We start from the raw sequence: 23,804 nt of genomic DNA on the forward strand, positions 1-23,804 counted from the left end.
ATAATAGAACTTAATGAAGAAAAAGAATATCCCTTCATGCATGGAGGGTTAGATAAAATATTTAAACTCATTGAGGATGCATTAAATGTAACTTTAAGTGTAAGAGGGAACAAACTTATTATTCAAGGAGAAAGTGAAGAAGACATAGAAAAAGCTGAAAAAATAATTGAAGATATAAGAACAATAAATCGTGAGGGTTATATAATCAAGCCTGAAGATATTATGCATTCACTTCAGGGACTTAAGGAAGGTAAACCTGTTTCAATCGTTGGACTATTTAAGGGTGGAATACCAATACCTTCTAAGAAAAGAGTAATTATCCCAAAAACAGAAACACAAAAGCAATATATGGAGGCAATGCTAAAGTATGATATAGTTTTTGGAATTGGACCAGCAGGTACAGGTAAAACCTATCTTGCCATGGCAATGGCAATTCATTTTTTGCTTAATAGAGTTGTCTCAAGGATAGTGCTTGTGAGGCCAGCAGTAGAAGCAGGAGAAAAATTAGGATTTCTTCCAGGAGCAATTGAAGAAAAGGTAAGTCCCTATTTAAGGCCTCTTTATGATGCTTTATATGACATGCTTGACCTTGATAGAGCCTCAAAACTCATTGAGAAGGGAGCAATTGAAATAGCACCGCTTGCCTTTATGAGGGGTAGAACTCTTAATGACGCTTTTATAATTCTTGATGAAGCCCAGAATACAACAACAGAACAGATGAAGATGTATCTTACAAGACTTGGTTTTGGCTCAAAAACTGTGATAACTGGAGATATTACCCAAATAGACCTTCCACCTCAGAAAGTATCAGGTTTAGTAGAAGCATTAAAAATTCTTAAAGATATTGAAGGAATAAAGATTATATATTTTACTGAAAAGGATGTTGTAAGACATAGACTTGTTCAGGAAATAATAAGAGCCTATGAAAAACATGAAAGATACACCTCAACTTAAACCCCTTAATCCAAACAGGACATATTTAAGAAAATTCATAGAACGTTTCAGAAAAAAACAGAAGACAACTCCTATAGACAAATTTATTGAAAGGCCAATGCTTTATTCAATTATTGTTTTATCTTTTTTAATCTCTCTATTGCTTCATGATTATAAATCAGGAATTTTTTCATTCTTAGGCATCAATGTTTTGATTTTCATTCTCTTTGTTTTTTTCTACAGAGATTTAAAAAGATATAAACCTGCCTATTTGAAAAAGAAAAAGATGCTTCTGCTTCTTGGAAGCATGATTATTTTTAATTTAATTATTATCAGATTATTCGAACATTTATTTTCTGTTTTTTCTAAAGGATTAGAAATTGACAATCCTCTAATCCATTATTTTGGAATTCCCTTTGCAATTGGTGCTGTAATGATCGTCATGATTTTTGACTTTCATACAGCTATCATATTTTCTCTTATTTTAAGCCTTATGATAGGGATATGGATAGAAATTTCTCTATTTCCTATATATGTTTTTATTACATGTCTTATTGGAGCTTTCAGTTTATTAAAAGTAAAGAAAAGAACAGACATAATAACTGCAGGAGCCTATATTACTTTATTGACTCTTATTAGCTCCCTTTCAATTTTGTTTATTACAGAAAGTATCTCTTTGAATTCAATTTACTTTTTGATGATTTTTTCTGTAATTAATGGCTTTTCAGTCTCTGCCTTATGTTTTTTATTTTTGCCTGTCATAGAAAAGTTCTTTAAGATAGCCACTCCACTTAGTCTTATAGAATTATTAGATATTGACCATCCTCTTATGAAAAAATTATCATTGGAAGCTCCTGGAACCTATCATCACAGCATGATTGTAAGTAGTCTTGCTGAATCTGCTGCAGAAGTTGTTGGAGTAAATCCTCTGCTTGCAAAAGTAGCATCTTATTATCATGATATAGGTAAAATACGAATGCCAGAGTATTTTGTAGAAAATCAAACAGGATGCATTAGTAAACATGAAAAACTAAATCCCCATTTAAGCAGTATGATTATTATTTCCCATGTTAAAGACGGAGTTGAACTTGCCAATGAATTTGGACTTCCAGAGATAATTAAAGATGTTATTCAACAACATCATGGAACAGCATTGATTACATACTTTTATCAGAAAGCTCTAAAAGAATCGGAAACTCCGCCCACTGAACAGGATTATCGTTACCCCGGACCTAAACCCCAAACAAAGCTTGCAGCTACAGTGATGCTTGCAGATGCTATAGAGGCTTCAGCACGAACCCTTGATGACCCAACCCCTGCAAGAATTTCAAATTTAATAGACAAAATAATTAAAAATATCTTTCTTGATGGACAGCTTGATGATTGCGAAATAACATTAAAAGATTTAACAGAGATAAAAAAGAGATTTGAATATGTACTAACTGGAATCTTCCACAGACGAATTCCCTATCCAGAAATAGAAAGAAAAACCCAAAAAGAATGAAATTACAAGTAGAGATAGCGAATAGACAAAGAAAGATAAAAGTTTCATTAAAAAGGTTATCTAAAATTGTCAGAAAAATAATTTTAATCTTAAAGGAAACCGGACAATTAAAAAAATGTAATATTGAAAATTTTGATGTTTTAACAATATCTGTTGTTCTGATTGGAAGCAAAAAAATGAAGGAGACAAATTACAAATACAGAGGCAAAAAAAGTACAACCGATGTTTTATCTTTTCCTTATTTAGAAACAGACAATAATCTCAAAGAAATTTATCTTGGTGAAATACTTATAGATCCATTGCAGGCAAAAATTCAGGCAAAACATTATAGAGTATCCCTCTGGCAGGAACTTACTCGACTTTTGATTCATGGAATACTTCACCTCATGGGTTATGACCATGAAGTAACTGCCTATGAAGCAAAAAAAATGCATAGAATGGAGGAAAAAATTTTAAATCTTTTAAAAACCTAATTCTTCAGGTGTTCCAATTTTTCCTAAAGTTCCAGCCATGAAATAAATATTATTTTTTACTAATCTCCATGATAATTCTTAAAAATTTTTTGAACAAAATTGAGAGTAAACCTTACTTATAAGGAAGAAAATAAAAGAAGGGAGGTGAATATTGGCAATAACAGTTTTATTCCAGCGGGTTTTGATGGACAAGTTCAACATGATATTATTGAATAAGGCTCTACAATAGGTTATGAAAATCTTGAAAAAATTTACTGTTAAAAGAAGAGAATTTAATTAAAAGTAAAATGAAAAATTAGGAGGATAAGATGAGAAAATCATTTTTATATGTTAGTTTTTTAAGTTTGACCTTAGCTTTATTTATGTTTTCAATAGCAATAGCAGAAACACAGATTCCTCAACCAAAAGATACCCTTAAATCTCCAGTTGATACTGATAAGTTAAAACAAGTTAAACCGTTGCCAAAATGTCCTGATCCTGCGGTAGAGAAAATTGATTTTACCATTATTTCAAAGACAAGTCAGTTCTCAGGAAAGGTAAGAATTACAGGAGTAGTTAAGAATGCTGGATTAGCACCATACATTTCTGGAGCGAATCAACAGGCAGTCTATCTTTATGAAATTCCAATGGGTGGGACTGCACGCCTTGTGGCTCAGAAAAAGTTTCAGAATTTAAATCCGGGTCAGCAAGTTATAATTACATACGAACGTAACTGGAATGCTTCATCTCCTGCAGAAGGAGAATTCCCTCCTTCCTACAAAGTAATAATTGCCTATGACCCTGATATAAGACTTGATGGCAACCCACAGAATGATGATTGCAATGTTAATAACAATCAAAAGGAAAGAAGTGGAACTGATATAAATGCCCTTTTTAGATAATAAAAAAATTCCTGCTGGAAGACCTATTCTTCCAGTAGGAAGAAAAATTAAAAACAAGAAAGAGGTTTAAAATGAAAATTTATTTTAAAATTATGTTCATAGTTTTGTTAGTTTTAACATTTTTGGGTTTTGCTCTGGCAGAGGAAAAACTCACGATTAAGCCTGGAGAAAATGAAAAACTTACCGTTAAACCAATTAAATGCTGTATTTCAGGTAAGTATGAGGGTATAAGTAAGGATTCACCAAACTGTCCCTATGGACCAAAAACAGAAAAGTTCACCATGGCAATCAAGCAAACAGATTGTGGTTCAGCGGTTTACGGTGAGGTGATAGAGAGTTCAACAGGATCAGTTAAGGCAAAATTTGAAGGAACAGTAACACCTATACCAAGAAGTAATTGTTGTAGCCTAATAGGTAAAGCAAAAGGAGTGCCTGGCAGCCCAGATGAAAATTGTGTTCATGAAGTAAAAGCAAAAATATGTAGAAGCGCTACAGGCAAGTGGGAAGTAATTGATGGTACCTATACTGCTATTGCAGGCAAGTGTTGCAGTGGAACATTTTCAATGAAACAAAGATAAAAAGGAAGGAATGAATGAAAACAAGATTTTTCATAATCTGTGTATTATTTGTTTCAATCTTATGTTCTGAAGCATTTTGTGAGAAAACAAAAGAATTTGCGCCATCTCCTGCAGATCCATCAACTCAGAGTCAACAAAAAATAGGACTTCCTGCCATGCCAGATCTTATAATTGTTGGGAGAATAAATCTTGATGGAAATCCCCGTATAGGCTTTGCCAGTGCCTGCAGAGGTGAGTGTATCATAGCTCAAATAAAATTGCGTATAGAAAACCGTGGAAATGCTCCAGCAAGAGAAAGATTTAAAGTGTCAATTATGCAGGAATTAATTTCACCTCCAGGAGCTGAACAGGAAGTTTTAACAGACGGGATCTTTATAAATGGATTAAACAGAAGCGGTGTTGGTGAATTCTATTCAAATCTTTTAGTCCCAATATATTTTCCTTTGAGTATGGCTGGACAAAAAGTAAAAGTTAGAGCAATAGTTGATAGTCTGAATAGTGTAAGAGAAAGTGATGAAACCAGAAATGCGAGCAAATGGCTTGAAATTCAACTACCTCCTGTTAAAAAGTGAAAAATTAAAAAATTTTATCTTGATTAAATAATTATAGATTAAATGCAAGATCAGAGCATGGAGTATCCTCCTATTTAATGGGATACTCCATCTCATTGAATCATATGGCTTTTAAAAACCTAATTCTTCAGGTATTCCAATTCTTCCTAAAACTCCACTTGCAGCAGCCACTGCTGGAGAACTAAGATATACCTCACTTTCTGGATGTCCCATTCTTCCTATAAAGTTTCTATTTGTTGTTGCTATTGCTCTTTCTCCCTTAGCAAGAATTCCCATATGTCCACCTAAACAGGGTCCGCATGTTGGAGGAGATACAACTGCCTGAGCTTCAATAAATATTTCTATTAATCCTTCCTTTAATGCATCCATATAGATTTTTTGTGTTGCAGGAATAATTATCATTCTTACTTCAGGATGAATTTTTCTTCCTTTGAGTATCTGCGCTGCCTCTCTTAAATCCTCAAGCCTTCCATTAGTACAAGAACCTATTACAACTTGATCAATTTTTATATGAGAAAGCTCACCTGCAGGTTTTACATTTGATGGAAGGTGTGGACATGCTACCATTGGCTGAATTTTTGAGCAATCATATTCCTTTATCTGAACATATTTAGCATCAGGGTCTGAATTATAAAATTTATATGGTCTTTTTGCTCTTACTTTAACATATTCTTCTGTTATATTGTCAGGTGCAATAATTCCAGCTTTTGCTCCTGCTTCAATAGCCATATTGCACATTGTAAATCTTCCGCTCATTGGCATTCTGTCAATTACTTCACCTGTAAATTCCATTGCCATATATGATGCTCCATCTACACCAATATCTCCGATTGTATAAAGAATTAAATCTTTTCCACTCACCCATGGCTGAAGTTTGCCATAATAAATAAATTTTATTGTTTCAGGAACTTTGAACCAGCATTCACCTGTTGCCATAGCAACAGCAGCATCTGTTGAGCCAACACCAGTTGCAAAGGCACCAAGAGCTCCGTAGGTGCATGTGTGACTGTCTGCTCCAATTACAAGGTCTCCAGGTAAAACCAATCCCTGTTCTGGTAAAAGGGCATGCTCAATTCCTACTCTTCCAATTTCAAAGTAATTTTTGATTTTATATTTGTAAGCAAAATCTTTAAGTATTTTACACTGTTCAGCAGATTTGATGTCCTTTTGGGGTGTAAAATGATCTGGCACTAAAGCTATTTTTTCTTTATCAAAAACATCTTTTACTCCAAGTTTTTCAAACTCCTTTATGGCAATTGGAGCAGTTATATCATTGGCAAGGACAAGGTCAACCTTTGCATTTATTATTTCACCAGCAGAAACTTCTTTTTTACCCGCATGCTCTGCAAGGATTTTTTCTGAAATTGTCATCCCCATAGTCTTCCTCCTGTTAATTGGGTATTAAAATTTAATTATTGCATAAAATTTGTAATTTAATCAAAAATAAAAAATGGACATAAAATTGTTAATTAAAGAAAAGCTGTCTTTCAAGCATACTGTCATTCTGAGGGGCTTAATGCTCCTAAGGATTTCTCTTTACAGACTGTGTAATGTGAAAAATAAGGAGGAGATTCTTCACTACGCTAACGCTTCGTTCAGAATGACACCTTACCTGTCAACATTAGAAATTAAGGGAAAGGGTCTCCCTTTGTCATTCCGAAGGGGTCAATCCCCCGAGGAATCTCTCAGAAAAAAGAGGAATTCTTCGCCTTTGGCTCAGAATGACAGGAAAATGGATCTCAGAATGACGGGAAAAGAAGTGCAGAAGGACAACCCTTTTTTTTGTCATTCTGAGGGACTCAATGTCCCGAAGAATCTCTCATTACTCGCTGGATATGGAAAAAGAGGGGATTCTTCGCTGACGCTCAGAATGACAGAAAGAATTAGAGGTTGTCCTGAGAGAAGCGAAAAAAAGACAAAGTCGCTCATGATAGCTCTTTATTATAGACAAATTCAAAAATGGAAAATTTGAAAGAAAAACTCGAAGAAATTTATAATTCCTTTGACTTTGATAAAGCAATACAGCATGACCCAATAAAATTCCCAAAAAGGTACAATAACCCTTTTGATATAGAAGTTTCTGCTTTTATAGCTTCAGCTTTTGCCTACGGAAGTATTAAATGTTTCTGTAACTTCCTTGAAGAACTATTCAAAATCATGGGGAAAAATCCTGCTGATTTCATAATTAATTTTCAACCTTTGTGGTTAATTGAAAAATTGAAAATAAAATATAGATTTAGCTCAATTCAAGATATTGTAGGTTTTTTATTTATTCTTCAAAGGATACTCAAAAAAGGTCCATCATTGGAAATATACTTTAATCAACCTGAATTAACAAGTAATTCAACTATTTCCAAAATTTCAAACTTTGTAAAAGAAGGATTAAATGTTGATTTAACTCCTGTTTATGGAAAAGATATAAAAACAAAGGGACTTCTACATTTTTTCCCTAAACCAGAAAAAGGTAGTCCCTGTAAAAGAATTAATCTCTTTTTAAGATGGATGGTAAGGTCTCAGGATATTGATTTTGGATTATGGAAGATAATTAAACCTTCAGAACTTATTATCCCCCTTGATGTTCATGTAATGAGGGTTTCAAAAAGAATAGGGCTTACCAAAAGAAATGTTCAAAATTTAAAAACAGCATTGGAAATTACAGAATCCCTGAAAAAACTCTCTCCTTCCGATCCTTTAAAATACGATTTTGTTCTCTGTCATGGTGATATCAATAATTTGATTTGATTTCTAAAATTGCCTATTAAAACCTAAATTCCCCGATAGAAAAAAATTGAATTTTTGAGCAAGTCGTCATTCCGAGAGGCTCGATGCCTTGAGGAATTTCTGGATCAAATTTTTCTCCTTCGCTTGGGATCAGGGCAGAACGACAAAAATCACCCAGAGTAGAAATTTCTATCGGCAATTTTAGATTTAAAAAGGCTAACTCAGAATGAATAATTTATATGATAAAATAAAAAATGGCAATTCAAATAGCTCTACCTTTATTTGAAGGTCCTTTGGATTTACTTCTCCATCTAATTAAGCAAAATAAAATTGACATTTATGATATACCAATTTCACTTATTACTAAACAATATCTTGAATATCTTGAATTAATGAAAGAATTAGACCTCGAAATAGCTTCAGAATTTTTATTAATGGCTGCCACATTAATTTATATAAAATCACAAATGTTACTGCCAAAGCCTGAGCAATATAATGAAGATGAAGACCCAAGAGTTGAACTTGTAGAAAAATTAGTAGAATATGAAAAATTTAAAGAAATATCTAATAAACTAAAAGAGCGTTATATTTTCTGGTCAAAGGCATTTACAAGAAAAACTGCTCAGGAAGAAGAATTTTTAATACAAGAATTAAACATATTTGACCTTATATCTGCCTTAAAAAAACTTCTTGATAAACCCGAACCTCGGATTTATATTCCAAAAGATACAATAAAAGTGGAAGATAAAATTAAAGAAATTTTGACAATTTTACAAGAAAAAAAGAATATCACCTTCGAAGAACTTTTTTATACTCAATCTCTTAATAAAATAAGTCGAATTGAAATTATAGTTACCTTTTTAGCATTGTTGGAATTACTAAGGCTTAAGATAGTAAGAGCCTATCAAGAATTGCCTTTTGGCAAAATTTTAATAAATCTGGAGGAGGAAAATGTTTATAGGAATAATCTCTGACACCCATGATCATATGGAAAATATTAGAAAAATACTGAAAATTTTAAAAGAAAGAGGAATTAATGTGATTCTTCATGCAGGAGATTTTGTTTCTCCCTTTACATGGAGAGTTTTTAAAAACTTCGAAGGAGAATTTTATGGTGTTTTCGGAAATAATGATGGTGATAGAGTCCTATTAAAGAAAATGTATGGAGATAGAATACAAAAACAAATTAGAAATATTGAAATTGAAGGTAGAAAAATTGCCCTCATGCATGAACCTCAGATGCTTGATGAATTAGCCTTATCTGATAAATTTGATATTATCGTATACGGACACATGCATGAAATAGATATTCGAACAGTAAATAATACTTTAATTTTAAATCCTGGAGAAGCTTGTGGTTGGCTCTATGGAAAGGCAACATTTATGATTCTTGACTTAAAAAATCTAAAACCTGAAATAATCGAACTTTGAATAAATTAAACAATCTATTCTTTTAAGCCCGTGTTTTAAAGCAATATTTACTGCTTCTTCAAACTCCTCTTTGGTTATTCTTCTATTTAATTCTGGATATTCATTAGCATTATAACAGGGTCTGTATTGATCCATTATGTTTATATATGTATTAGTTGAAACTTCTTCTGCAATAAATCTCACTACCTCTTCAGTGCCAGCTATCTTATTTGGTAATACAAGGTGTCTTACAAGTAAACCTCTGAGAGCAATACCTTGTTCATTAATAATTAAATCACCAACTTGTCTGTGCATTTCTTTTAAAGCCTCTTTAGCAACCTCTGCATATTTTTTTATTTTTGAATACTTTTCCGCTTTTTCGGAATCGGAATATTTAAAATCAGGCATATAAATATTAATAACCCCATCTAAAATTTTCAAAGTTTTAATAGATTCATATCCCCCACAATTATAGACAACAGGAATCTTTAGTCCCTGATTCATAGCAATCCAAAGAGCTTTCAGTATCTGAGGTACTTGATGGGTTGGAGTGACAAGATTGATGTTATGGCATCCTAAATTTTGAAGATATATCATTATACCAGCTAAATCCTCACAGGAAATTTCTTCTCCCTCTCCAAGATGACTAATTGTCCAATTCTGACAGTATACACATGCTAAATTGCAATAACCAAAAAAAATAGTACCAGATCCATATCTTCCTACAAGAGGTCGTTCTTCACCAAAATGGGGTCCCCAACTTGAAACATAGGGTTTGTCAAGAACTTTACAAGCTCCTTTTTCTCCAGCGGTTCTGTCAACATTGCAATTTCTTGGACATAGGCTACATTTTTTTATTATTTCAAAAGCATGTTCCACTTTTTCTATAAATTCATGTTCAGAAAGCTTTAAATAGGCAGGAGTGAATTTCATAAGATATATTACCAAAAATTCAAAAAAGAGGCGGGTTTGTTCCCGCCTCTTTTTAAATAAATTATGCTGCTTCTTCCTTCTTTATGTTTTCTTCTCTCATTGCAGCCTTTGAAAATACCATAGCTGTTGCTCTGTAAACCATATGAGCCATCTTTGAGTGTGGTGCATAGGCAAAAAGAACAAATACAAAAACAAGATGGACAATGTAGGATGCATAACCAAGGGTTTCAACCTCTGCAAGTCTTAAAATCTGTGCCATAAAACCTGTAATTCCGACTCCAAATATTACAGTTATTAAGAACCAATCAAAATAACTTCCTATACCCTGTTGAGCAGAATTCTTTGCTCTGTTAACAATTACTAAAAACATGCCTATGAGTAAAGCGATTCCACTTGTATTACCAATTATTTTGACTATATTTGTCTGAGGATATGGTGATGGCCAATGTAATACCCATTCATAAAAAGCAGCAATTCCTGTTGTTATTGCCAAACCAATAAATGCATATAGAACAAGCATATGAGCTGAATATCTTCCTTTATTACTTGTACAAAACTGGAACTTCTTATGAAGAAGTATATCCTTTATGGTTTCGTATATGCAGTTATAAATATCCTTTCTCTTTAGCTCCACTCCTGCAGTCAAATCAAGCCAATATTTTTTCACTCCAAGGTAAAAACAAATTACAGCAAAAGCTGCAATTGCCATAAAGGGAACATCAATCCATGGCACAGCAGGAAGAAAAGCTGAATAAGCCATTACACCACCCTCTCCTCTTGGAATTTCTGTACCTGAAAAATAGCCGAGAATTGCGAGTTCTCCAAGGAACAATAACAAGGGAAATAAAAACAGAAGTAAAAGATACTTTGGATCAGCAACCCATTTAGCAAGAAATTTCGGTGGAGAATAATGCTGAATCATAAGTTTTCTGACAGCACCCAAAACCTCACCTGGTTTTGCTCCTCTTGGGCAGTAAGCAGTACAATCACCGCAGTGATGGCAAAGCCATATATCGGGATTATTGAAAAGTTTCTCTTTCATTCCCCACTGAGCATAAAGCATCTCCTTTCTTGGAAAGGGTGCTTTATCAGGTGAAAGTTGGCATACAACAGTGCAAGTTGAGCACTGGTAACATTTTTTTAGTGATTCTCCACCTGCTTTGATAATCTCTTTTGCAAATTGTAAATCTGGTTTTACTGGTTTGTCCATGTCTTCCCTCCTTAGAAGCCCTTAAATGGATTAGGACCAATTTCTCTAATTTTATCCATAAACTCTGTTATAATCTGAGGCACTCTCCAGTACTCATCAATTGCTAATTCGTACATTTGAACTCTGTCTGACTCAAGTTGAAGTCTGTCAAGAGTTTCCTGAACTTTACCAAGTCTGTATTTGGCAAGTTCACTACCTTTAGCAAAGTGGCACTGGTAATTTTCGCCAAATTTACAACCAAGTAGAAGCATTCCATCAACACCTCTTGAGAGAGCATCTGCTATCCAGACAAGGTTCATGGAACCAAGGCATCTAAGTTGAATAAATCTTACTGCTGGGTCAAGTTTTAATCTGTGAAGAGCTGCAGTTTCTGTTGCAGGGAATGCGTCATTTTCACAGCAGAGGACAATAATACGAGGTCTGTCGTCTTCACTTGGAACTGAAACATTTTTCATCATTGTTCCAAGCATGTCAACACTGTAATCCTTGAAAGAAACTATTCTTTCAGGGCAGGCTCCCATACAGGTTCCACATCTACGACATCTGTTTGGTTTATAGAATGGAACTCCCTTTTCATCTTCATCAATAGCACCAAAGGGACATTCCTCAGTACAACGCTTGCAGGCTGTACATTTTGTAAGATTTGGTTCTGGGAATGAGGTATCCCATGCTCTTGGGTGAACAGCCATTCCTTTTTCAACATGTTCAAGAACCTGTATTGCCTTAAGTGCAGCACCACGGGCATCTTCCTGTGCCTCAGTCATATTCATTGGTTGTCTTACAGGACCAACTGCATATATTCCAGTTCTGCGGGTTTCATACTGAAAACAAATAAAGTTAGAGTCAGCAAAACCAAATCCTCCTTCAAGGAAAGGAAGTTCAGGGCCCTGACGATAACCAAGATTAAGAATAAATTCAGGTTTTTTAGTTGTTTCAATATATTTTGCTTTTTCTTCGTCACCCTTTGCAGCTGCTTGAGCAAGTCCTATTAAATAATCTTGAGGCTCCTTTGTTGTAGGAACCATACCGGTAGCTAAGACAACCATCTCTGTTTCAATATCTACCTTTTCACCTAGCAGAGAATCTTCAACAGTAACAATAAGTTTATCCCATTCCTCTCTTATTCCTGTAACTTCGCCCTTAGCCATCATAACTCCAGGGTTATTTTGAGCTTCTTTATAGTAGTATTCAAGCTTTCCTGGAGTTCTCATATCTTTGTAAATAATCATTGCTGATGCATCAAGATTACCATCAGTTACATATCTTGCCTGTTTAAGGGTTGTTGCACAGCACATTCCAGAACAATATGGAATATGTTCAGGATCCCTCTGTCCAGCACACTGAACAAAAAGGACCGAATTAACTACTCTGTGGTCAGAAGGTCTTTTGATTACTCCATTATTTGCTTTAGCAATCTCTTCAAACTCAATATTTGTGACAACGTCTTTAAATTTGCCATACCCATATTTTTTGGCGAGTTTTTTAGCATCATAGGGTTTCCATCCAGTTGCCTGAATTATTGCACCAATCTTGATTGTCTCTGTTGAGCCATTCTTTGCTATGGTTACATCGAAATCACCGGGCTGACCATCAATTTTTTCAATTTTTGATGATGTATAAACCTTAATTTTTGGATTTGAGCTAACTTCATTTATAAGAGGCTCAATATTGACATCAGCTAAAACACCTTTTGTATAGTCATCAGTTGGAACCTTTTTGTAAAGTTTACGAGCAAAACCACCAAGTTCAGCCTCTTTTTCAACTAAAACAACATCATATCCTGACTTCGCAGCTTCTAACGCAGCTGTCATTCCTGAGACTCCGCCACCTACCACAAGAATTGTCTTGTTAATCTCAATGATATAAGGCTCTGGGACCTCTCCCTTTTGTGCCTTTATAATCCCCAGTTTAATGTAGTCTTCTGCGGCAAGCTGTTTTTCAGCATCATCTTCTATTGTCCAAACAGCAAGCTCTCTAACAGGAACTCTTTCAACAAAGCAACCTGGAAAAGTAAACTCATAGGTTTTAACTCTTGGTGAACATCCCCCTATTACTATACTGTTTACACCCTGCTCTGCAATATCTTTTTTAATTAACTCAACACCTTCTTTGCTACATAAAACATCATGTTCAGCTACTACAGGCACTCTTAATGCATTTTTTGCTATGTTTACAATCTTTTCTGTATTTATTACATCACCTATACCGCAGCCTTTACAGATATAAAGTCCTATTTTCTTTTCCATTTCTTACCTCCTTACACCAATCTGAATTGCCTTGAGGGCTGCGCCAGTTGAATCTTTACCACAGCCTGCAACATCCATAGGATTCTTTGCGCATCCTGCAGAATATATACCCTCTGCATCAATAACAAATCCATCTACAGCATACTTAAGACCTGGAACTTTAAACTCCAAACCCTCAGGCTGCATTCCTGTGGCAAGAACTACCATATCAACTTTTTGTTTTATTTTTTCTCCATTTAATATATTTTCGGCAACCACAACTACATCATCTGATTCAGCATCCTGTTCAATAGATGCTACTTTTCCTTTAATTAAGTTAACCCCGCTTTGTTCTTTGACCTGATTGAAGAATTTTTCATATCTTCCAGGGGTTCTGATGTCTATATAGAAAATGTAAACTTCCGCATCTGGATTTTGCTCTTTTATATAAAGAGTGTGTTTAAGAGAGGCAAGACAACATATGTATGAACAAAAAGGAAGATGATTCTCATCTCTACTGCCTGCACACTGGACAAAGGCAACTTTTTCTACAGGTTTGCCATCTGAAGGTCTAATTATCTGTCCTCCTGTTGGACCATTCTTTGATGCAATTCTTTCGAACATCATGTTGGTGACTACATTTTTAACTTTACCAAAACCAAGATTATCTATTTTTTGAGCATCATAGGGTTTCCATCCGGTAGCAACAATTATGGAATTAACATTAAGATTAATGGTTTCAGCTTGCATATTAAGATCAATAGCGTTGTATTTGCAGGCATCTACACAGGGAGCAGGGCAGTCCTTTGGACATTTGTTTCTGTCAACAACATACCTTAATGGAAATGCCTGTTCAAAAGGAAGATAAATTGCCTTTGTTTTATTTAGACCAAAATTGAAATCACTATCTCTTTCAACAGGGCAGGCTTCTGTACAGGCATTACAGGCTGTACAGTTTTCATTTACATATCTTGGATTAAGTTTAATTTTTAACGTATAATCACCAGGAGTACCAGAAATAGATTCCACCTCTGCCATCGTATAAAAATTAATTAACGGGTTTACTTTAATACGACGGAAATTAATTTCAAGTCCACATAGGGGGGGGCAGATTTTTGGAAAATATTTGTTCAACTGGGCTACTCTTCCGCCAAGATAGGGATTTTTTTCTACAATTATTACTTCAGCTCCTGTCTCGGCAGCCTCTATACCTGCAGTTAAACCACTAAATCCCCCTCCTATAACCAATATTCGATTTGGGCTACCATTATGATGCATTCTCAGCCTCCTTTATTGAGTTATCATAAACATAAAAAATCGTAATACAGCTTTGCACTGCATTACGAACTTTTATTTTAAATCAAAAACCAAAATTTTAAAGGGAGGGAGATGCCTCCCTCCCTTCTTCAACCTCATATTAGTCTGGAATGATCTGGACGTATGGGACTTTCTTAAGCGTAAATGTATCTGTTGCTGGATCATACACTGAGTTGACAAATGCACGCCAGTTGTTGTCATCAACAAAGTCAAAGTCTCCTCTGTAGTAGTAACCAGGATATCTGGATTCTTCTCTGAAGAGGATATGTCTTGCATGGGCTTCAAGGGAGAGTGTTCTGTGGTAGTTCTCCCAGCAGCGGAGAAGCTCATGGAGATTTGCTGCTGCAAGTCTTGCTGCATCCTCTTTGAGCATTTGAAGTTTTCTTAATCCTTCTTCAATCATGGTCTTAGATGTCATATACCATGTTCCAATTCCACCAAAGTACTCATCAGCAATCTTCTGAAGTCTTGCCTGATACATTTCTGGCTTTATGTAGTATGGGTTAACCTTAGGATCAGTAGAATAGGTTTTGTATTTTTCATAAAGTTCAAATGGTAGATAGAGTTCAGCAACAAGGGCATTTATATCCTCAGCAATTGTTGGCGTATAGTTAGGATTGTCAAGGATGAATGCGATTGCTGCTTTTGCTGCTATTCTACCTTCTGCGTGAGAACCTGAGGAGAATTTATGTCCAGAGGCTCCAACAATGTCTCCAGCCATAAAGAGTCCATTTACTGTACTCATTCTGTTGTAACCCCAGAACCATTCAGCTGGTGCTCCAGGAATGTCTCCAGGTCCACTTACCCAGAAACCTGCGCAACCAGCGTGTGAGCCAAGAAGATAAGGTTCTGTTGGCATAATTTCGGATGGAGACTTATCTGGTTCTACATTGTTAGCTGCCCAAAGTCCTGCCTGGGAGATACACATGTCAAGGAAGTCTTCCCATGCTTCAGCTTCAAGATGTTTAAGCCTCTTGGCATCCATCTGCTTTGCAAGCTCTTGCATTGCGGTGTGGGTATTCATAAGGATTGGACCTCTACCCTGCTTCATTGCCTGCATCATAAGATGGTTTCTGATAGCTGTTCCAAGAGCCTCTGCCCATTTACCATATTTCTTTACAGCATCCTGGAATTCTGGTGTGTCTTTTGCACAGTAATCATTTCCAAGAGCATCGCTTGCTTTTGCTTTGAAGAATAGGAACCATGCTCCAACAGGTCCGTATCCATCTTTAAATCTTGCAGGAACAAATCTATTTTCCATCATTGTCATTTCTGCGCCAACACTCATACCAAGATAATATCCTGAACCTGAGTTCCATACTGGATACCAAGCTCTACCCATACCTTCACGGGTTGATCTTGGTCTGAATACATTAACAGCACCACCTGAAGCATTAAGAATTGCTTTTGCTTTGAATAAATATACTTTATTCTCTCTTACGCTAAAACCAATTGCGCCTGCTACTCTATTTGGCTCCTTTGCATCTTTGAGAAGTTTAACTATGAATACTCTCTCAAAGTGATTCTGAGGGATATTGAGAGCTTTTCTATTGTATTCAAGGGCTGCTTTTCCGGCTTCAGCAACAATAACCTTATAGGATTCACCGTTAATCATGATCTGCCATTTTCCTGAACGGCATGGAACTCCACCATCTTTGAGCTTTGGCTTACCCTGATCTCTTGCCTGGAAGCCATCTAATGACCAACCATCGTCACTCTTTTTCCAAATTGGAAGACCCCATTCCTCAAACATGTGAACGGAGTTGTCAACATGTCTTCCAAGGTCAAAGACAAGGTCTTCTCTAATAATACCCATAAGGTCTGCACGGACATATCTAACATAGTCCTCAACTTTATTCTCACCAATGTAGGTGTTAATAGCACTCAAACCCATTGCAACCGCACCAGAACGGTCAGTTGCTGCCTTGTCCACCATTGTTACTTTAAGTCCCTTTGGTGTTGCCCATCTGCATGCTTCAAATGCAGCACCACAAGCAGCCATTCCACCACCGATTATAAGAAAATCGGTATCAATTTCAATTACTTCTGGTCTCTGACAGTATGAAAATGTGCAAGTCTCTTTTTCCATTTTTATACCTCCTTCTTTAATTTATTTTTTACTCTTTTCTGGCTTCATAATTGAAATAGCCAGGACCTTTAATTTTTGAATAATCTGGTTCAGGAAGATCTTTATAAATAGTATCAGCTGTCCAGTAACCCTCAGGTGTAAGTCTTATTGGGAATTTGAATCTCTTAATAGAGCCATTTCTGAACTTAATAGTCCACATAATGGCATCCTGACCTCTCATTGGAATAACGCTTGCACCGAGTGGGAAGAAGTCTGCATAACCTCTAATTTCGATTGCCTGCTGTGGGCATATCTTTACACAGTTGTAACATTCCCAGCACTGATCTGGCTCCTGGTTAAAGGCTTTCATTTTTTCTCTGTCCAGAGTCATAAGATCATTAGGACAGATGTACTGACAAGCTGTCTTGTCTTGGGCTTTGCAGCCGTCACATTTTTCAACCATTACAAAACTTGGCATAGCTTAACCTCCTTTTTTGTTTTTTTATTATGCTGGTTTTTGTACTGGATTTTTCTGTAATTCCAGCACATCACTGATATCAATATCAGGAACAGGAAGTTCTTTGTCTTCCTTTGCTGCTTCCTCTTTTACTTTATCGAGGTCTTCAGCAAGAACCTTTTCTACTACTGCTGCTGATAACTCTTTCATTTCAGCAATTCTTTTGAATATTGCTCTCTTAAATGCTGCAGGAGTTTCCTCAATAAATCCTCTTGCATCAAATCTTGCCTTTGTAAACTGGTCAATAACTTTCTGCCCAAGGTCATCGGGAACTTCAATAACTAATCTTCTTAATGCTCCACCAAAAATGGATTCAACTTTTTCCTCCAGGGGGGTACCCTTTATAGCTGCCATTCTTTTTTCATCAATTATTACGCCTAAATATTTAGCCATTATTCACCTCCTTTATTTTTTTAAATGAGCTGGAAGTTCCATATGAGGGAGATCTACCTCTAATCTCTCCTCTCTCTCTTTTAGATACTTCTCATTGTTAAATGGATATCCAAATTTCTGCCACCATTTTACAACAACCTTGTAAACTTCTGGTCTGTAAATCTCTGGAGGTGGCATTACACCTTCATTAATAAGTCCTCTGATAAAGCTTCCAGAGTATCTGGAGTAAATTCCTTTATGTGAGCAGTTTGCTGAATAGGCAAACTCTTTACATTTTGGACAGAACCAGAACTCTTCAATGTTTTGAGGTCTTATATAGAAACCACCATCAACTGCATATGGTGGAGCATCAAATCCAAAGCTTGGAATACCCTTGGACCAGAGAATCTGGGTTGCAAAGATATCATAATACTCACCCAATGCTGCATGGTCTCTTCCAAACATATGGAAGGAAATTCCCATGTTCTGCCTGATTACCGCATGAATCAGAGATTCTATTGGATTTCCATATCTCATATCCCAGAGTGTAAAGGTTACAAGATGACGCTCTGGTTTAATGTAACCAGCAAGATGAACCATTTCATGACCTTCAACAATTGCTTCATCTGGAAAATCACCAATTCTTTTTGCACCAACTATTGCGTTGACAACAATACCATCACAAGGTTTAATATCGCCAATGTATGCAGCATTTTTCATCAAGGCTTCATGGCCTGTATGTGGAACATTTCTTGTCTGGTGAGCAATAACTGTTGTCCATCCTCTCTTTTCAAATTCTTCTCTTGCTCTTTTTGGTGGATACCAGAATCTATCAAAGGGTGGTCTCAACTTTGGCTCATTAATTATTGTGTATTTTCCAGCAAGAATTATTGGATTTAATGAGCAGTAAATATTGTATCCTGTATGCTTCTGATCAAAAGGAACTTTTACAACTTCAGGATTTTTCTCAGGTGTTCCGAAGGTTCTTACTGCAACATCACCTGGTACTATTTCATAAACTTCTTCAATTTCAAGAATTGCAAAAGGTTCACCCTTAAGTCTGATAAGAAGCCAGTCACCTGGTCCTACACCTAATTTCTTGAAATCTTCCTCAGAAATATCAAAAAGAATTGGATAGGGGAATACCCATCCACTTAAGAGTCTTCTTTTTTCAAGAACACTTTCAAGTTCAGCCTTTGTCATAGAACCTTCAACAGGGCTGAAGAATCCATAACATACTGACATGATTTCTCTGTAAACATTTCTTACTGGATTGCCTTTAAAAAGTGTTGGCTTAATGTCATAAACTGCAGAGCATTTTTCCATCAATTTTCTTGCCATCTGTGGGTCACGGACAACCCTGTCAACAAGCTTTCCACCATGAGGCGGTGGTAGAGTTTTAATTCTTACTTCCGGCATACCTTCCCTCCTTTAATTTACTTTTTTTCTAAGATTGCACAGATACTATTAAATATCTCATCTATATTACCTGTGCCTGATACACTATTAAGAATTGCTTTTTTAGAATAATATTCAATTAGTGGCTCTGTTTGAGCTTTATATACCTCTAATCTTTTTCTTATAGTTTCCTCTTTATCATCATCTCTCTGAAAGAGTTCGCCACCACATTTATCACATTTACCCTCTACTTTCGAAGGTGAGTAATAGACATTGTACATTTGACCACAGGACTTACATGTTCTTCTTCCAGTAAGCCTTTTCATCAAATCATCAAAAGGAACATCCAAATTTAATGCAAGGTCTAAAGGCATATTCATTTCAACAAGTATCTTATCAAGGGCCTCAGCCTGAGCAACATTTCTTGGAAAACCGTCAAGAATAAAACCTTTTTTACAATCATCCTGAGAAAGCCTCTCTTTTACCATTCCAAGAACAACTGAATCTGGAACAAGTTCACCCCTATCCATATATGACTTAGCTTCTTTACCAAGGGCTGTTCCTGCAGCAACTGCTGCTCTAAGAAGATCACCTGTGGATATCTGAGGGATACCATATTTTTCTACCAATCTTTTTGCCTGAGTTCCTTTCCCCGCACCCGGTGCACCTAAGAATACTAGTCTCATTGAATCCTCCTTTATGCATGCTAATTAAAAATACTTTGGTTAATAATTTAACCTATTATTGAATAAAAAGCAACTTAAATTTTATAATTTTATAATAAGTTTTCTTTATAAACGAGTGCGCAATTTTACCAAAAATCCCTTTAATTTGTCAAGAGCCTCTTTTCTATGACTCAATTTATCTTTCTCATTAGGTTCCATCTCGGCAAAAGTTCTCTGGTAACCCTCTGGAATGAATACGGGATCATATCCGAATCCATTATTACCTCTTGGTTCAAAAGTAATTTTTCCATTTACATATCCCCAAAATAGATATTCCTGTCCATCAGGAAGTACCAAAGCAATACAACATACAAAACGAGCTTTACGTCTTTCATCAGGAATTCCATTCATTTCTTTCAAAAGTTTTATGATGTTTTCTTCATCTGTAGCTTTATCTCCTGCATATCTTGCTGACCTTACACCAGGAGACCCATTTAACGCTTCTACCTCTAATCCTGAGTCATCGGAAATGGCAGGCAAGCCAGTTTGTTGACTTACATATCGAGCTTTTTTTAAAGCATTTTCATCAAATGTTTGTCCATCTTCTTCAACTTCTTCTAAATGAGGGAAATCATTGGCAGAGAGAAGTTCTATGTCGATACCTTCAAGAAGTCTTTTTAACTCTTCGATTTTTTTCTTATTTCTGGATGCTAAAACTATCTTCATATATTTGACAAAGCATTATTTTTTAAGTTATATTAAAAATGATCGCGGGGTGGAGCAGTCTGGTAGCTCGTCGGGCTCATAACCCGAAGGTCAGAGGTTCAAATCCTCTCCCCGCAACCAATTAATCAAACAATGCATCAACAAACTCTTTAGGATTAAATTCTTTTAAGTCGTCAACTCCTTCTCCAATACCAATAAGCTTTATAGGTATACCTATTTCTTTTTTTACTGCAAAAATTACACCTCCCTTTGCAGTACCATCAAGCTTTGTCACTACAATACCAGTAAGTCCGAGTGCCTCATTGAAAAGTGCTGCCTGCCTTATTGCGTTTTGACCTGTTGTGGCATCTAAAATAAGCAAAGTCTCATGGGGTGACTCTGGAATGGACTTTTTCATAACTCTACTGATTTTTTTTAATTCTTCCATAAGAGGAAACTTAGTATGAAGTCTACCTGCTGTATCTACAATTACAATATCTTTATTTTTTGATTTTGCATGCTCCAAAGCATCAAAAGCCACTGCAGCAGGATCCGCACCACTTTTATGTTTAATAAGATCTGCTCCTACTCTATTTGCCCATATTTCAAGCTGTTCGATTGCAGCAGCTCTGAATGTGTCAGAAGCAGCAAAAACAACACTTTTACCTTTACTGACAAATTTGTGCCCTAATTTTCCAATAGTTGTTGTTTTCCCTACACCATTTACTCCAACAACAAGAATCACCGATGGTTTATTTGATAAATTTAACGATGTATTGTCTTCAAGAATTTTATAAAGTTCATCTCTTAAAAGAAGCTTTAAATCATTATAATCCTTAAGGGCACCCTCTTTAACTCTTTTTTTCAATAGTTCAGTGATTTGTTCTGTTGCTTTTATACCTACATCAGAGGATATCAAAATCTCCTCAATTTCTTCTATTGTTGTCTCATCAATCTTCTTTCCAACAGGAACAATAGCTTCAATTTTTTCAATTATTGTCTGTTTAGTTTTTGTTAACTTTTCTTTAAGTTTGTCAAAAAACCCCATTAAGCTCTCCTAAATGTAACAATAAGTTCATCTTTCTGTTTAGTAAGATGATATCTAAGTGGGTTCTTAAGTACAATTTTAACCAAAACTTTTTCCTTTTCTTCCTTTACAAAAATTTCTTTTATAAATTCTGACTCAAAATTTATAGGTCCTTCAGTTTTGTTTATAGCTGGAGATATTTCAATTAGAACTGTCATAGTTTTTTTGTCTTTAATTGTCTTGGGGAAATATCTGCCTGCTTTATCAATATTAGGTATATTTAAAATAACTTTACACTCATTTTTTGACTCAATTTGGGTTATATTCTTTAGCTCTAAAAGAACAGATCTTCCCTTAGCATCTTTTTTATGCTTTGTTTTTACTTTTTTCTTCTTTTCTTCAACATGAATATATTTAGATGGAATATCTTCTTGTTCAGTAGTAGCAATAATATCAAATTTTTCTGCTCTGTCATATGTTAAATCTACAATAGCTACTCCCTGATTAAATGCTGAAGGTGGGATAATATTCGGAGATAGATTCCCTGTACCTGTTGTTTTTAAAATTACATTCTTACCGTATAAATTATAACTTGACATTATTTTATCAAGTTGATTATAGGCTACAATTTTTACTTTAAATCTTTGACCTGCTATGATTGTATCTGGAGCAAAAATTTCAAATCTTTTTACCTTTTGAGGTTGAATTTTAACAATGCTACTTTCACCCATTATATTGGTATTTCCTGCAAGCTTTACTATAATCTTAATATCTTCTGGTATATTGTAGCGAAGAGTTATATTAGCTTTGCCATCTGAAAAAGCCTGTGATAAGAGTTCATAAGGGAAAATTTTGCCTTTTCCTTTTGCTTCAACAATAATCTTTTCTTTCTTGGATGCAAAATCTTTTACAAAGTTATTGAATTTATCAAGGGCTATAATTGTTAAATCAAAGGATTCATCGACTACTGCTTCTTGGGGAGCATTTACTATAAAATAAGCTATGTCACCATTTAAAACTTCAATTGTTCTACTTTTACCATAGATATTTTTATTTAATAAAGCTGCTTCCAAATAAAAATTCCCTATTTTCTCTGTATAAAGCTTGATATCTACAGTGCAATTAAAAGGAGAAAATTGAAATTCTTTAATTTCGGGAGTTAAATCTCCCTTAAAAAATACATTAATCTCTTTAGGGTCATAATCACAAGCTAAATTGCCATATTTATCGACCCCAAAAAGTTGTACCATAAATTCCTTGCCTGCCTTAACTGAATCAGGATGTTTAATAAATAAAGCATTTAGAGCATCAGCTATAAATTTAATTCTCTTTTCTAAAACAGGAGAAGGACGATTGTTTTCATAGAGACTTATAACTACCTCCTCTGATTTTTCATTTCTTATATTGATAGATAACCCTGAGGAATTTATTTCATCAGATTTCACAATGCTCGGATTTATTTGAGCATTACCTGTTGTTGATAATCTTAATTCTCTAACAAAATCTTTTGGCATATTTACTTTATTGCCAAAAATATCTACAGCATAAAGAATTATTTTATGGTCTTTACCTACTAAAAGTTTATCGGGAGCTTCAATTTGAAAATGGTCAAAAGTTCCTGGCTGAGCAATAATTTCTCCAAAACTTAAATTAGAAGAGGCTAAAAAGAAGAAAAAAAATAATGCCCAAAAATAAAATTTCCTCAAAAATTTATTATCCATCTCTCCCTCCTCATTAAAATTTCTATGTTTTCTATTTTTGCTTTATTCATAAAATTTATTGTATCCTATCATAATTGTTTATACAAAAAAGAGGCAAGTGCTTATTTATAATAAAACATAAAATTATATAATACAAAAATAAAAATGGCTAATAATCCGAGACATAGTAAAATTTTTTACAGAGTTTTAGCAAAAATTATAGATCTAATTGTCGTTTACAGCATATGGAAAATTTTTCCTGAATCTGGCTTATTTTTAGGTATTCTTTATATATTACTCAGTGACGGAATTTTTAAAGGAAAGAGTATAGGGAAATTTTTTTTGAACTTAAGAGTGGTAAAATTAGAACAGAATACTCCTGCTAATTTTAGAGATTCAATTATAAGAAATTTATTCTTTGCTTTTGCCCTTCTTTTATTTAAAATACCTCTCATTGGATGGGCTTTAGGTATTATAATTTTTATTTTTGAATTTATAATGATTGTAGGAGATTCAGAATCTAAAAGATTAGGTGACTACTTAGCAAATACTTCTGTAATAGAAGAATAGCAAAAAAATATTTTAAAATATTATC

24 protein-coding genes and 1 tRNA gene are annotated in these 23,804 nt (G+C 34.9%); 12 read left to right on the forward strand and 13 right to left on the reverse strand.

The window, feature by feature from the left end; genetic code table 11:
- Window positions 1-36: 36 nt before the first annotated feature.
- The 6 genes from QI155_RS08940 to QI155_RS08965 all read left to right on the forward strand — a co-directional run bounded on the left by QI155_RS08940 (window position 37) and on the right by QI155_RS08965 (window position 4,941).
- Window positions 37-954 (forward strand): PhoH family protein, encoded by a 918-nt coding sequence (locus tag QI155_RS08940; RefSeq protein WP_068860221.1) that lies wholly within the window; start codon window positions 37-39, stop codon window positions 952-954.
- Window positions 923-2,437 (forward strand): HDIG domain-containing metalloprotein, encoded by a 1,515-nt coding sequence (locus QI155_RS08945; protein ID WP_068860223.1) that lies wholly within the window; start codon window positions 923-925, stop codon window positions 2,435-2,437. The genes QI155_RS08940 and QI155_RS08945 overlap by 32 nt, the downstream gene beginning before the upstream one ends.
- Window positions 2,434-2,910, forward strand: a complete 477-nt coding sequence (gene ybeY / locus QI155_RS08950) for an rRNA maturation RNase YbeY (protein ID WP_281321462.1) — start codon at window positions 2,434-2,436, stop codon at window positions 2,908-2,910. Before QI155_RS08945 ends, ybeY begins: the two co-directional genes overlap by 4 nt.
- 308 nt (window positions 2,911-3,218) lie before the next feature.
- Window positions 3,219-3,791 carry a hypothetical protein gene (locus QI155_RS08955; protein ID WP_068860228.1) on the forward strand — a complete coding sequence of 191 codons (573 nt, stop codon included), beginning with the start codon at window positions 3,219-3,221 and terminating at the stop codon, window positions 3,789-3,791.
- A 71-nt stretch (window positions 3,792-3,862) separates the two neighbouring features.
- Complete coding sequence (locus QI155_RS08960) at window positions 3,863-4,369, forward strand: hypothetical protein (protein WP_068860229.1); 507 nt, start codon at window positions 3,863-3,865, stop codon at window positions 4,367-4,369.
- Window positions 4,370-4,383: 14 nt separating this feature from the next.
- Window positions 4,384-4,941 carry a hypothetical protein gene (locus QI155_RS08965; protein ID WP_068860231.1) on the forward strand — a complete coding sequence of 186 codons (558 nt, stop codon included), beginning with the start codon at window positions 4,384-4,386 and terminating at the stop codon, window positions 4,939-4,941.
- Between the two features lie 111 nt (window positions 4,942-5,052).
- Here QI155_RS08965 and leuC read toward each other — a convergent pair whose 3' ends face one another.
- On the reverse strand, window positions 5,053-6,318 hold the full coding sequence (gene leuC, locus QI155_RS08970) for a 3-isopropylmalate dehydratase large subunit (protein WP_068860232.1): 1,266 nt from the start codon (window positions 6,316-6,318) through the stop codon (window positions 5,053-5,055).
- A gap of 139 nt (window positions 6,319-6,457) precedes the next feature.
- On the opposite strand from leuC, the gene QI155_RS08975 reads away from it, so the two are divergent.
- The 4 genes from QI155_RS08975 (at window position 6,458) to QI155_RS08990 (ending at window position 9,093) form a co-directional block, all read left to right on the forward strand.
- Entirely contained in the window at window positions 6,458-6,913 is a 456-nt protein-coding gene (locus tag QI155_RS08975; RefSeq protein WP_068860234.1) for a hypothetical protein, read from the forward strand.
- Complete coding sequence (locus QI155_RS08980; RefSeq protein ID WP_068860236.1) at window positions 6,901-7,683, forward strand: TIGR02757 family protein; 783 nt, start codon at window positions 6,901-6,903, stop codon at window positions 7,681-7,683. Before QI155_RS08975 ends, QI155_RS08980 begins: the two co-directional genes overlap by 13 nt.
- Window positions 7,684-7,916: 233 nt before the next feature.
- On the forward strand, window positions 7,917-8,636 hold the full coding sequence (locus QI155_RS08985; protein ID WP_068860237.1) for a segregation/condensation protein A: 720 nt from the start codon (window positions 7,917-7,919) through the stop codon (window positions 8,634-8,636).
- Complete coding sequence (locus QI155_RS08990) at window positions 8,614-9,093, forward strand: metallophosphoesterase (protein WP_068860239.1); 480 nt, start codon at window positions 8,614-8,616, stop codon at window positions 9,091-9,093. Before QI155_RS08985 ends, QI155_RS08990 begins: the two co-directional genes overlap by 23 nt.
- Here the strand turns inward: QI155_RS08990 and QI155_RS08995 are convergent.
- The 10 genes from QI155_RS08995 to QI155_RS09040 form a co-directional block, all read right to left on the reverse strand.
- A complete protein-coding gene (locus QI155_RS08995) occupies window positions 9,067-10,005 on the reverse strand; it encodes a radical SAM protein (protein ID WP_068860276.1) in 939 nt (312 codons plus the stop codon). The genes QI155_RS08990 and QI155_RS08995 overlap by 27 nt on opposite strands.
- Before the next feature lie 61 nt (window positions 10,006-10,066).
- A complete protein-coding gene (qmoC, locus tag QI155_RS09000) occupies window positions 10,067-11,215 on the reverse strand; it encodes a quinone-interacting membrane-bound oxidoreductase complex subunit QmoC (RefSeq protein WP_068860240.1) in 1,149 nt (382 codons plus the stop codon).
- 11 nt (window positions 11,216-11,226) lie between these two features.
- Window positions 11,227-13,461: an FAD-dependent oxidoreductase gene (locus tag QI155_RS09005; RefSeq protein WP_068860241.1), complete on the reverse strand. Its 2,235-nt coding sequence runs from the start codon at window positions 13,459-13,461 to the stop codon at window positions 11,227-11,229.
- A gap of 3 nt (window positions 13,462-13,464) precedes the next feature.
- Window positions 13,465-14,718, reverse strand: a complete 1,254-nt coding sequence (locus QI155_RS09010; protein ID WP_068860243.1) for a CoB--CoM heterodisulfide reductase iron-sulfur subunit A family protein — start codon at window positions 14,716-14,718, stop codon at window positions 13,465-13,467.
- A gap of 139 nt (window positions 14,719-14,857) precedes the next feature.
- Window positions 14,858-16,846 (reverse strand): adenylyl-sulfate reductase subunit alpha, encoded by a 1,989-nt coding sequence (aprA, locus tag QI155_RS09015; protein WP_068860245.1) that lies wholly within the window; start codon window positions 16,844-16,846, stop codon window positions 14,858-14,860.
- A gap of 28 nt (window positions 16,847-16,874) precedes the next feature.
- The gene (gene aprB, locus QI155_RS09020) at window positions 16,875-17,303 is read right to left on the reverse strand and encodes an adenylyl-sulfate reductase subunit beta (protein WP_068860247.1); all 429 of its coding nucleotides are present in this window, start codon (window positions 17,301-17,303) and stop codon (window positions 16,875-16,877) included.
- 27 nt (window positions 17,304-17,330) lie between these two features.
- Window positions 17,331-17,735 carry a hypothetical protein gene (locus QI155_RS09025; protein ID WP_068860249.1) on the reverse strand — a complete coding sequence of 135 codons (405 nt, stop codon included), beginning with the start codon at window positions 17,733-17,735 and terminating at the stop codon, window positions 17,331-17,333.
- A gap of 12 nt (window positions 17,736-17,747) precedes the next feature.
- Window positions 17,748-19,133, reverse strand: a complete 1,386-nt coding sequence (gene sat / locus QI155_RS09030) for a sulfate adenylyltransferase (protein ID WP_068860251.1) — start codon at window positions 19,131-19,133, stop codon at window positions 17,748-17,750.
- 17 nt (window positions 19,134-19,150) lie between these two features.
- Entirely contained in the window at window positions 19,151-19,798 is a 648-nt protein-coding gene (locus QI155_RS09035; protein ID WP_068860253.1) for an adenylate kinase, read from the reverse strand.
- Between the two features lie 105 nt (window positions 19,799-19,903).
- Window positions 19,904-20,503, reverse strand: a complete 600-nt coding sequence (locus QI155_RS09040) for an XTP/dITP diphosphatase (protein WP_281321464.1) — start codon at window positions 20,501-20,503, stop codon at window positions 19,904-19,906.
- 43 nt (window positions 20,504-20,546) lie between these two features.
- On the opposite strand from QI155_RS09040, the gene QI155_RS09045 reads away from it, so the two are divergent.
- Window positions 20,547-20,623: transfer RNA gene (locus QI155_RS09045), tRNA-Met, on the forward strand.
- Window position 20,624: 1 nt separating this feature from the next.
- Here QI155_RS09045 and ftsY read toward each other — a convergent pair.
- Both ftsY and QI155_RS09055 read right to left on the reverse strand, forming a co-directional pair.
- Window positions 20,625-21,530, reverse strand: coding sequence for a signal recognition particle-docking protein FtsY (ftsY, locus tag QI155_RS09050; protein WP_068860258.1), 906 nt, complete (start codon window positions 21,528-21,530; stop codon window positions 20,625-20,627).
- Window positions 21,530-23,230, reverse strand: coding sequence for a hypothetical protein (locus tag QI155_RS09055; RefSeq protein WP_281321465.1), 1,701 nt, complete (start codon window positions 23,228-23,230; stop codon window positions 21,530-21,532). The genes ftsY and QI155_RS09055 overlap by 1 nt, the downstream gene beginning before the upstream one ends.
- A 144-nt stretch (window positions 23,231-23,374) precedes the next feature.
- Here QI155_RS09055 and QI155_RS09060 point away from each other — a divergent pair, with 144 nt between their 5' ends.
- Complete coding sequence (locus tag QI155_RS09060) at window positions 23,375-23,779, forward strand: RDD family protein (RefSeq protein WP_068860264.1); 405 nt, start codon at window positions 23,375-23,377, stop codon at window positions 23,777-23,779.
- Window positions 23,780-23,804 lie beyond the last annotated feature (25 nt).

It is taken from the genome of Thermodesulfovibrio sp. 1176 (genome assembly GCF_029946585.1).
Lineage (GTDB): Bacteria > Nitrospirota > Thermodesulfovibrionia > Thermodesulfovibrionales > Thermodesulfovibrionaceae > Thermodesulfovibrio.

What these genes read in the sequence shown, in the direction of transcription:
- QI155_RS08940 (WP_068860221.1), top strand. Translation starts at nt 37, where the DNA reads ATGCATGGAGGGTTAGATAAAATATTTAAACTCATTGAGGATGCATTA.
- QI155_RS08945 (WP_068860223.1), top strand. Translation starts at nt 923, where the DNA reads ATGAAAAACATGAAAGATACACCTCAACTTAAACCCCTTAATCCAAAC.
- ybeY (WP_281321462.1), top strand. Translation starts at nt 2,434, where the DNA reads ATGAAATTACAAGTAGAGATAGCGAATAGACAAAGAAAGATAAAAGTT.
- QI155_RS08955 (WP_068860228.1), top strand. Translation starts at nt 3,219, where the DNA reads ATGAGAAAATCATTTTTATATGTTAGTTTTTTAAGTTTGACCTTAGCT.
- QI155_RS08960 (WP_068860229.1), top strand. Translation starts at nt 3,863, where the DNA reads ATGAAAATTTATTTTAAAATTATGTTCATAGTTTTGTTAGTTTTAACA.
- QI155_RS08965 (WP_068860231.1), top strand. Translation starts at nt 4,384, where the DNA reads ATGAAAACAAGATTTTTCATAATCTGTGTATTATTTGTTTCAATCTTA.
- leuC (WP_068860232.1), bottom strand. Translation starts at nt 6,318, where the DNA reads ATGGGGATGACAATTTCAGAAAAAATCCTTGCAGAGCATGCGGGTAAA.
- QI155_RS08975 (WP_068860234.1), top strand. Translation starts at nt 6,458, where the DNA reads ATGCTCCTAAGGATTTCTCTTTACAGACTGTGTAATGTGAAAAATAAG.
- QI155_RS08980 (WP_068860236.1), top strand. Translation starts at nt 6,901, where the DNA reads ATGGAAAATTTGAAAGAAAAACTCGAAGAAATTTATAATTCCTTTGAC.
- QI155_RS08985 (WP_068860237.1), top strand. Translation starts at nt 7,917, where the DNA reads ATGGCAATTCAAATAGCTCTACCTTTATTTGAAGGTCCTTTGGATTTA.
- QI155_RS08990 (WP_068860239.1), top strand. Translation starts at nt 8,614, where the DNA reads ATGTTTATAGGAATAATCTCTGACACCCATGATCATATGGAAAATATT.
- QI155_RS08995 (WP_068860276.1), bottom strand. Translation starts at nt 10,005, where the DNA reads ATGAAATTCACTCCTGCCTATTTAAAGCTTTCTGAACATGAATTTATA.
- qmoC (WP_068860240.1), bottom strand. Translation starts at nt 11,215, where the DNA reads ATGGACAAACCAGTAAAACCAGATTTACAATTTGCAAAAGAGATTATC.
- QI155_RS09005 (WP_068860241.1), bottom strand. Translation starts at nt 13,461, where the DNA reads ATGGAAAAGAAAATAGGACTTTATATCTGTAAAGGCTGCGGTATAGGT.
- QI155_RS09010 (WP_068860243.1), bottom strand. Translation starts at nt 14,718, where the DNA reads ATGCATCATAATGGTAGCCCAAATCGAATATTGGTTATAGGAGGGGGA.
- aprA (WP_068860245.1), bottom strand. Translation starts at nt 16,846, where the DNA reads ATGGAAAAAGAGACTTGCACATTTTCATACTGTCAGAGACCAGAAGTA.
- aprB (WP_068860247.1), bottom strand. Translation starts at nt 17,303, where the DNA reads ATGCCAAGTTTTGTAATGGTTGAAAAATGTGACGGCTGCAAAGCCCAA.
- QI155_RS09025 (WP_068860249.1), bottom strand. Translation starts at nt 17,735, where the DNA reads ATGGCTAAATATTTAGGCGTAATAATTGATGAAAAAAGAATGGCAGCT.
- sat (WP_068860251.1), bottom strand. Translation starts at nt 19,133, where the DNA reads ATGCCGGAAGTAAGAATTAAAACTCTACCACCGCCTCATGGTGGAAAG.
- QI155_RS09035 (WP_068860253.1), bottom strand. Translation starts at nt 19,798, where the DNA reads ATGAGACTAGTATTCTTAGGTGCACCGGGTGCGGGGAAAGGAACTCAG.
- QI155_RS09040 (WP_281321464.1), bottom strand. Translation starts at nt 20,503, where the DNA reads ATGAAGATAGTTTTAGCATCCAGAAATAAGAAAAAAATCGAAGAGTTA.
- ftsY (WP_068860258.1), bottom strand. Translation starts at nt 21,530, where the DNA reads ATGGGGTTTTTTGACAAACTTAAAGAAAAGTTAACAAAAACTAAACAG.
- QI155_RS09055 (WP_281321465.1), bottom strand. Translation starts at nt 23,230, where the DNA reads ATGGATAATAAATTTTTGAGGAAATTTTATTTTTGGGCATTATTTTTT.
- QI155_RS09060 (WP_068860264.1), top strand. Translation starts at nt 23,375, where the DNA reads ATGGCTAATAATCCGAGACATAGTAAAATTTTTTACAGAGTTTTAGCA.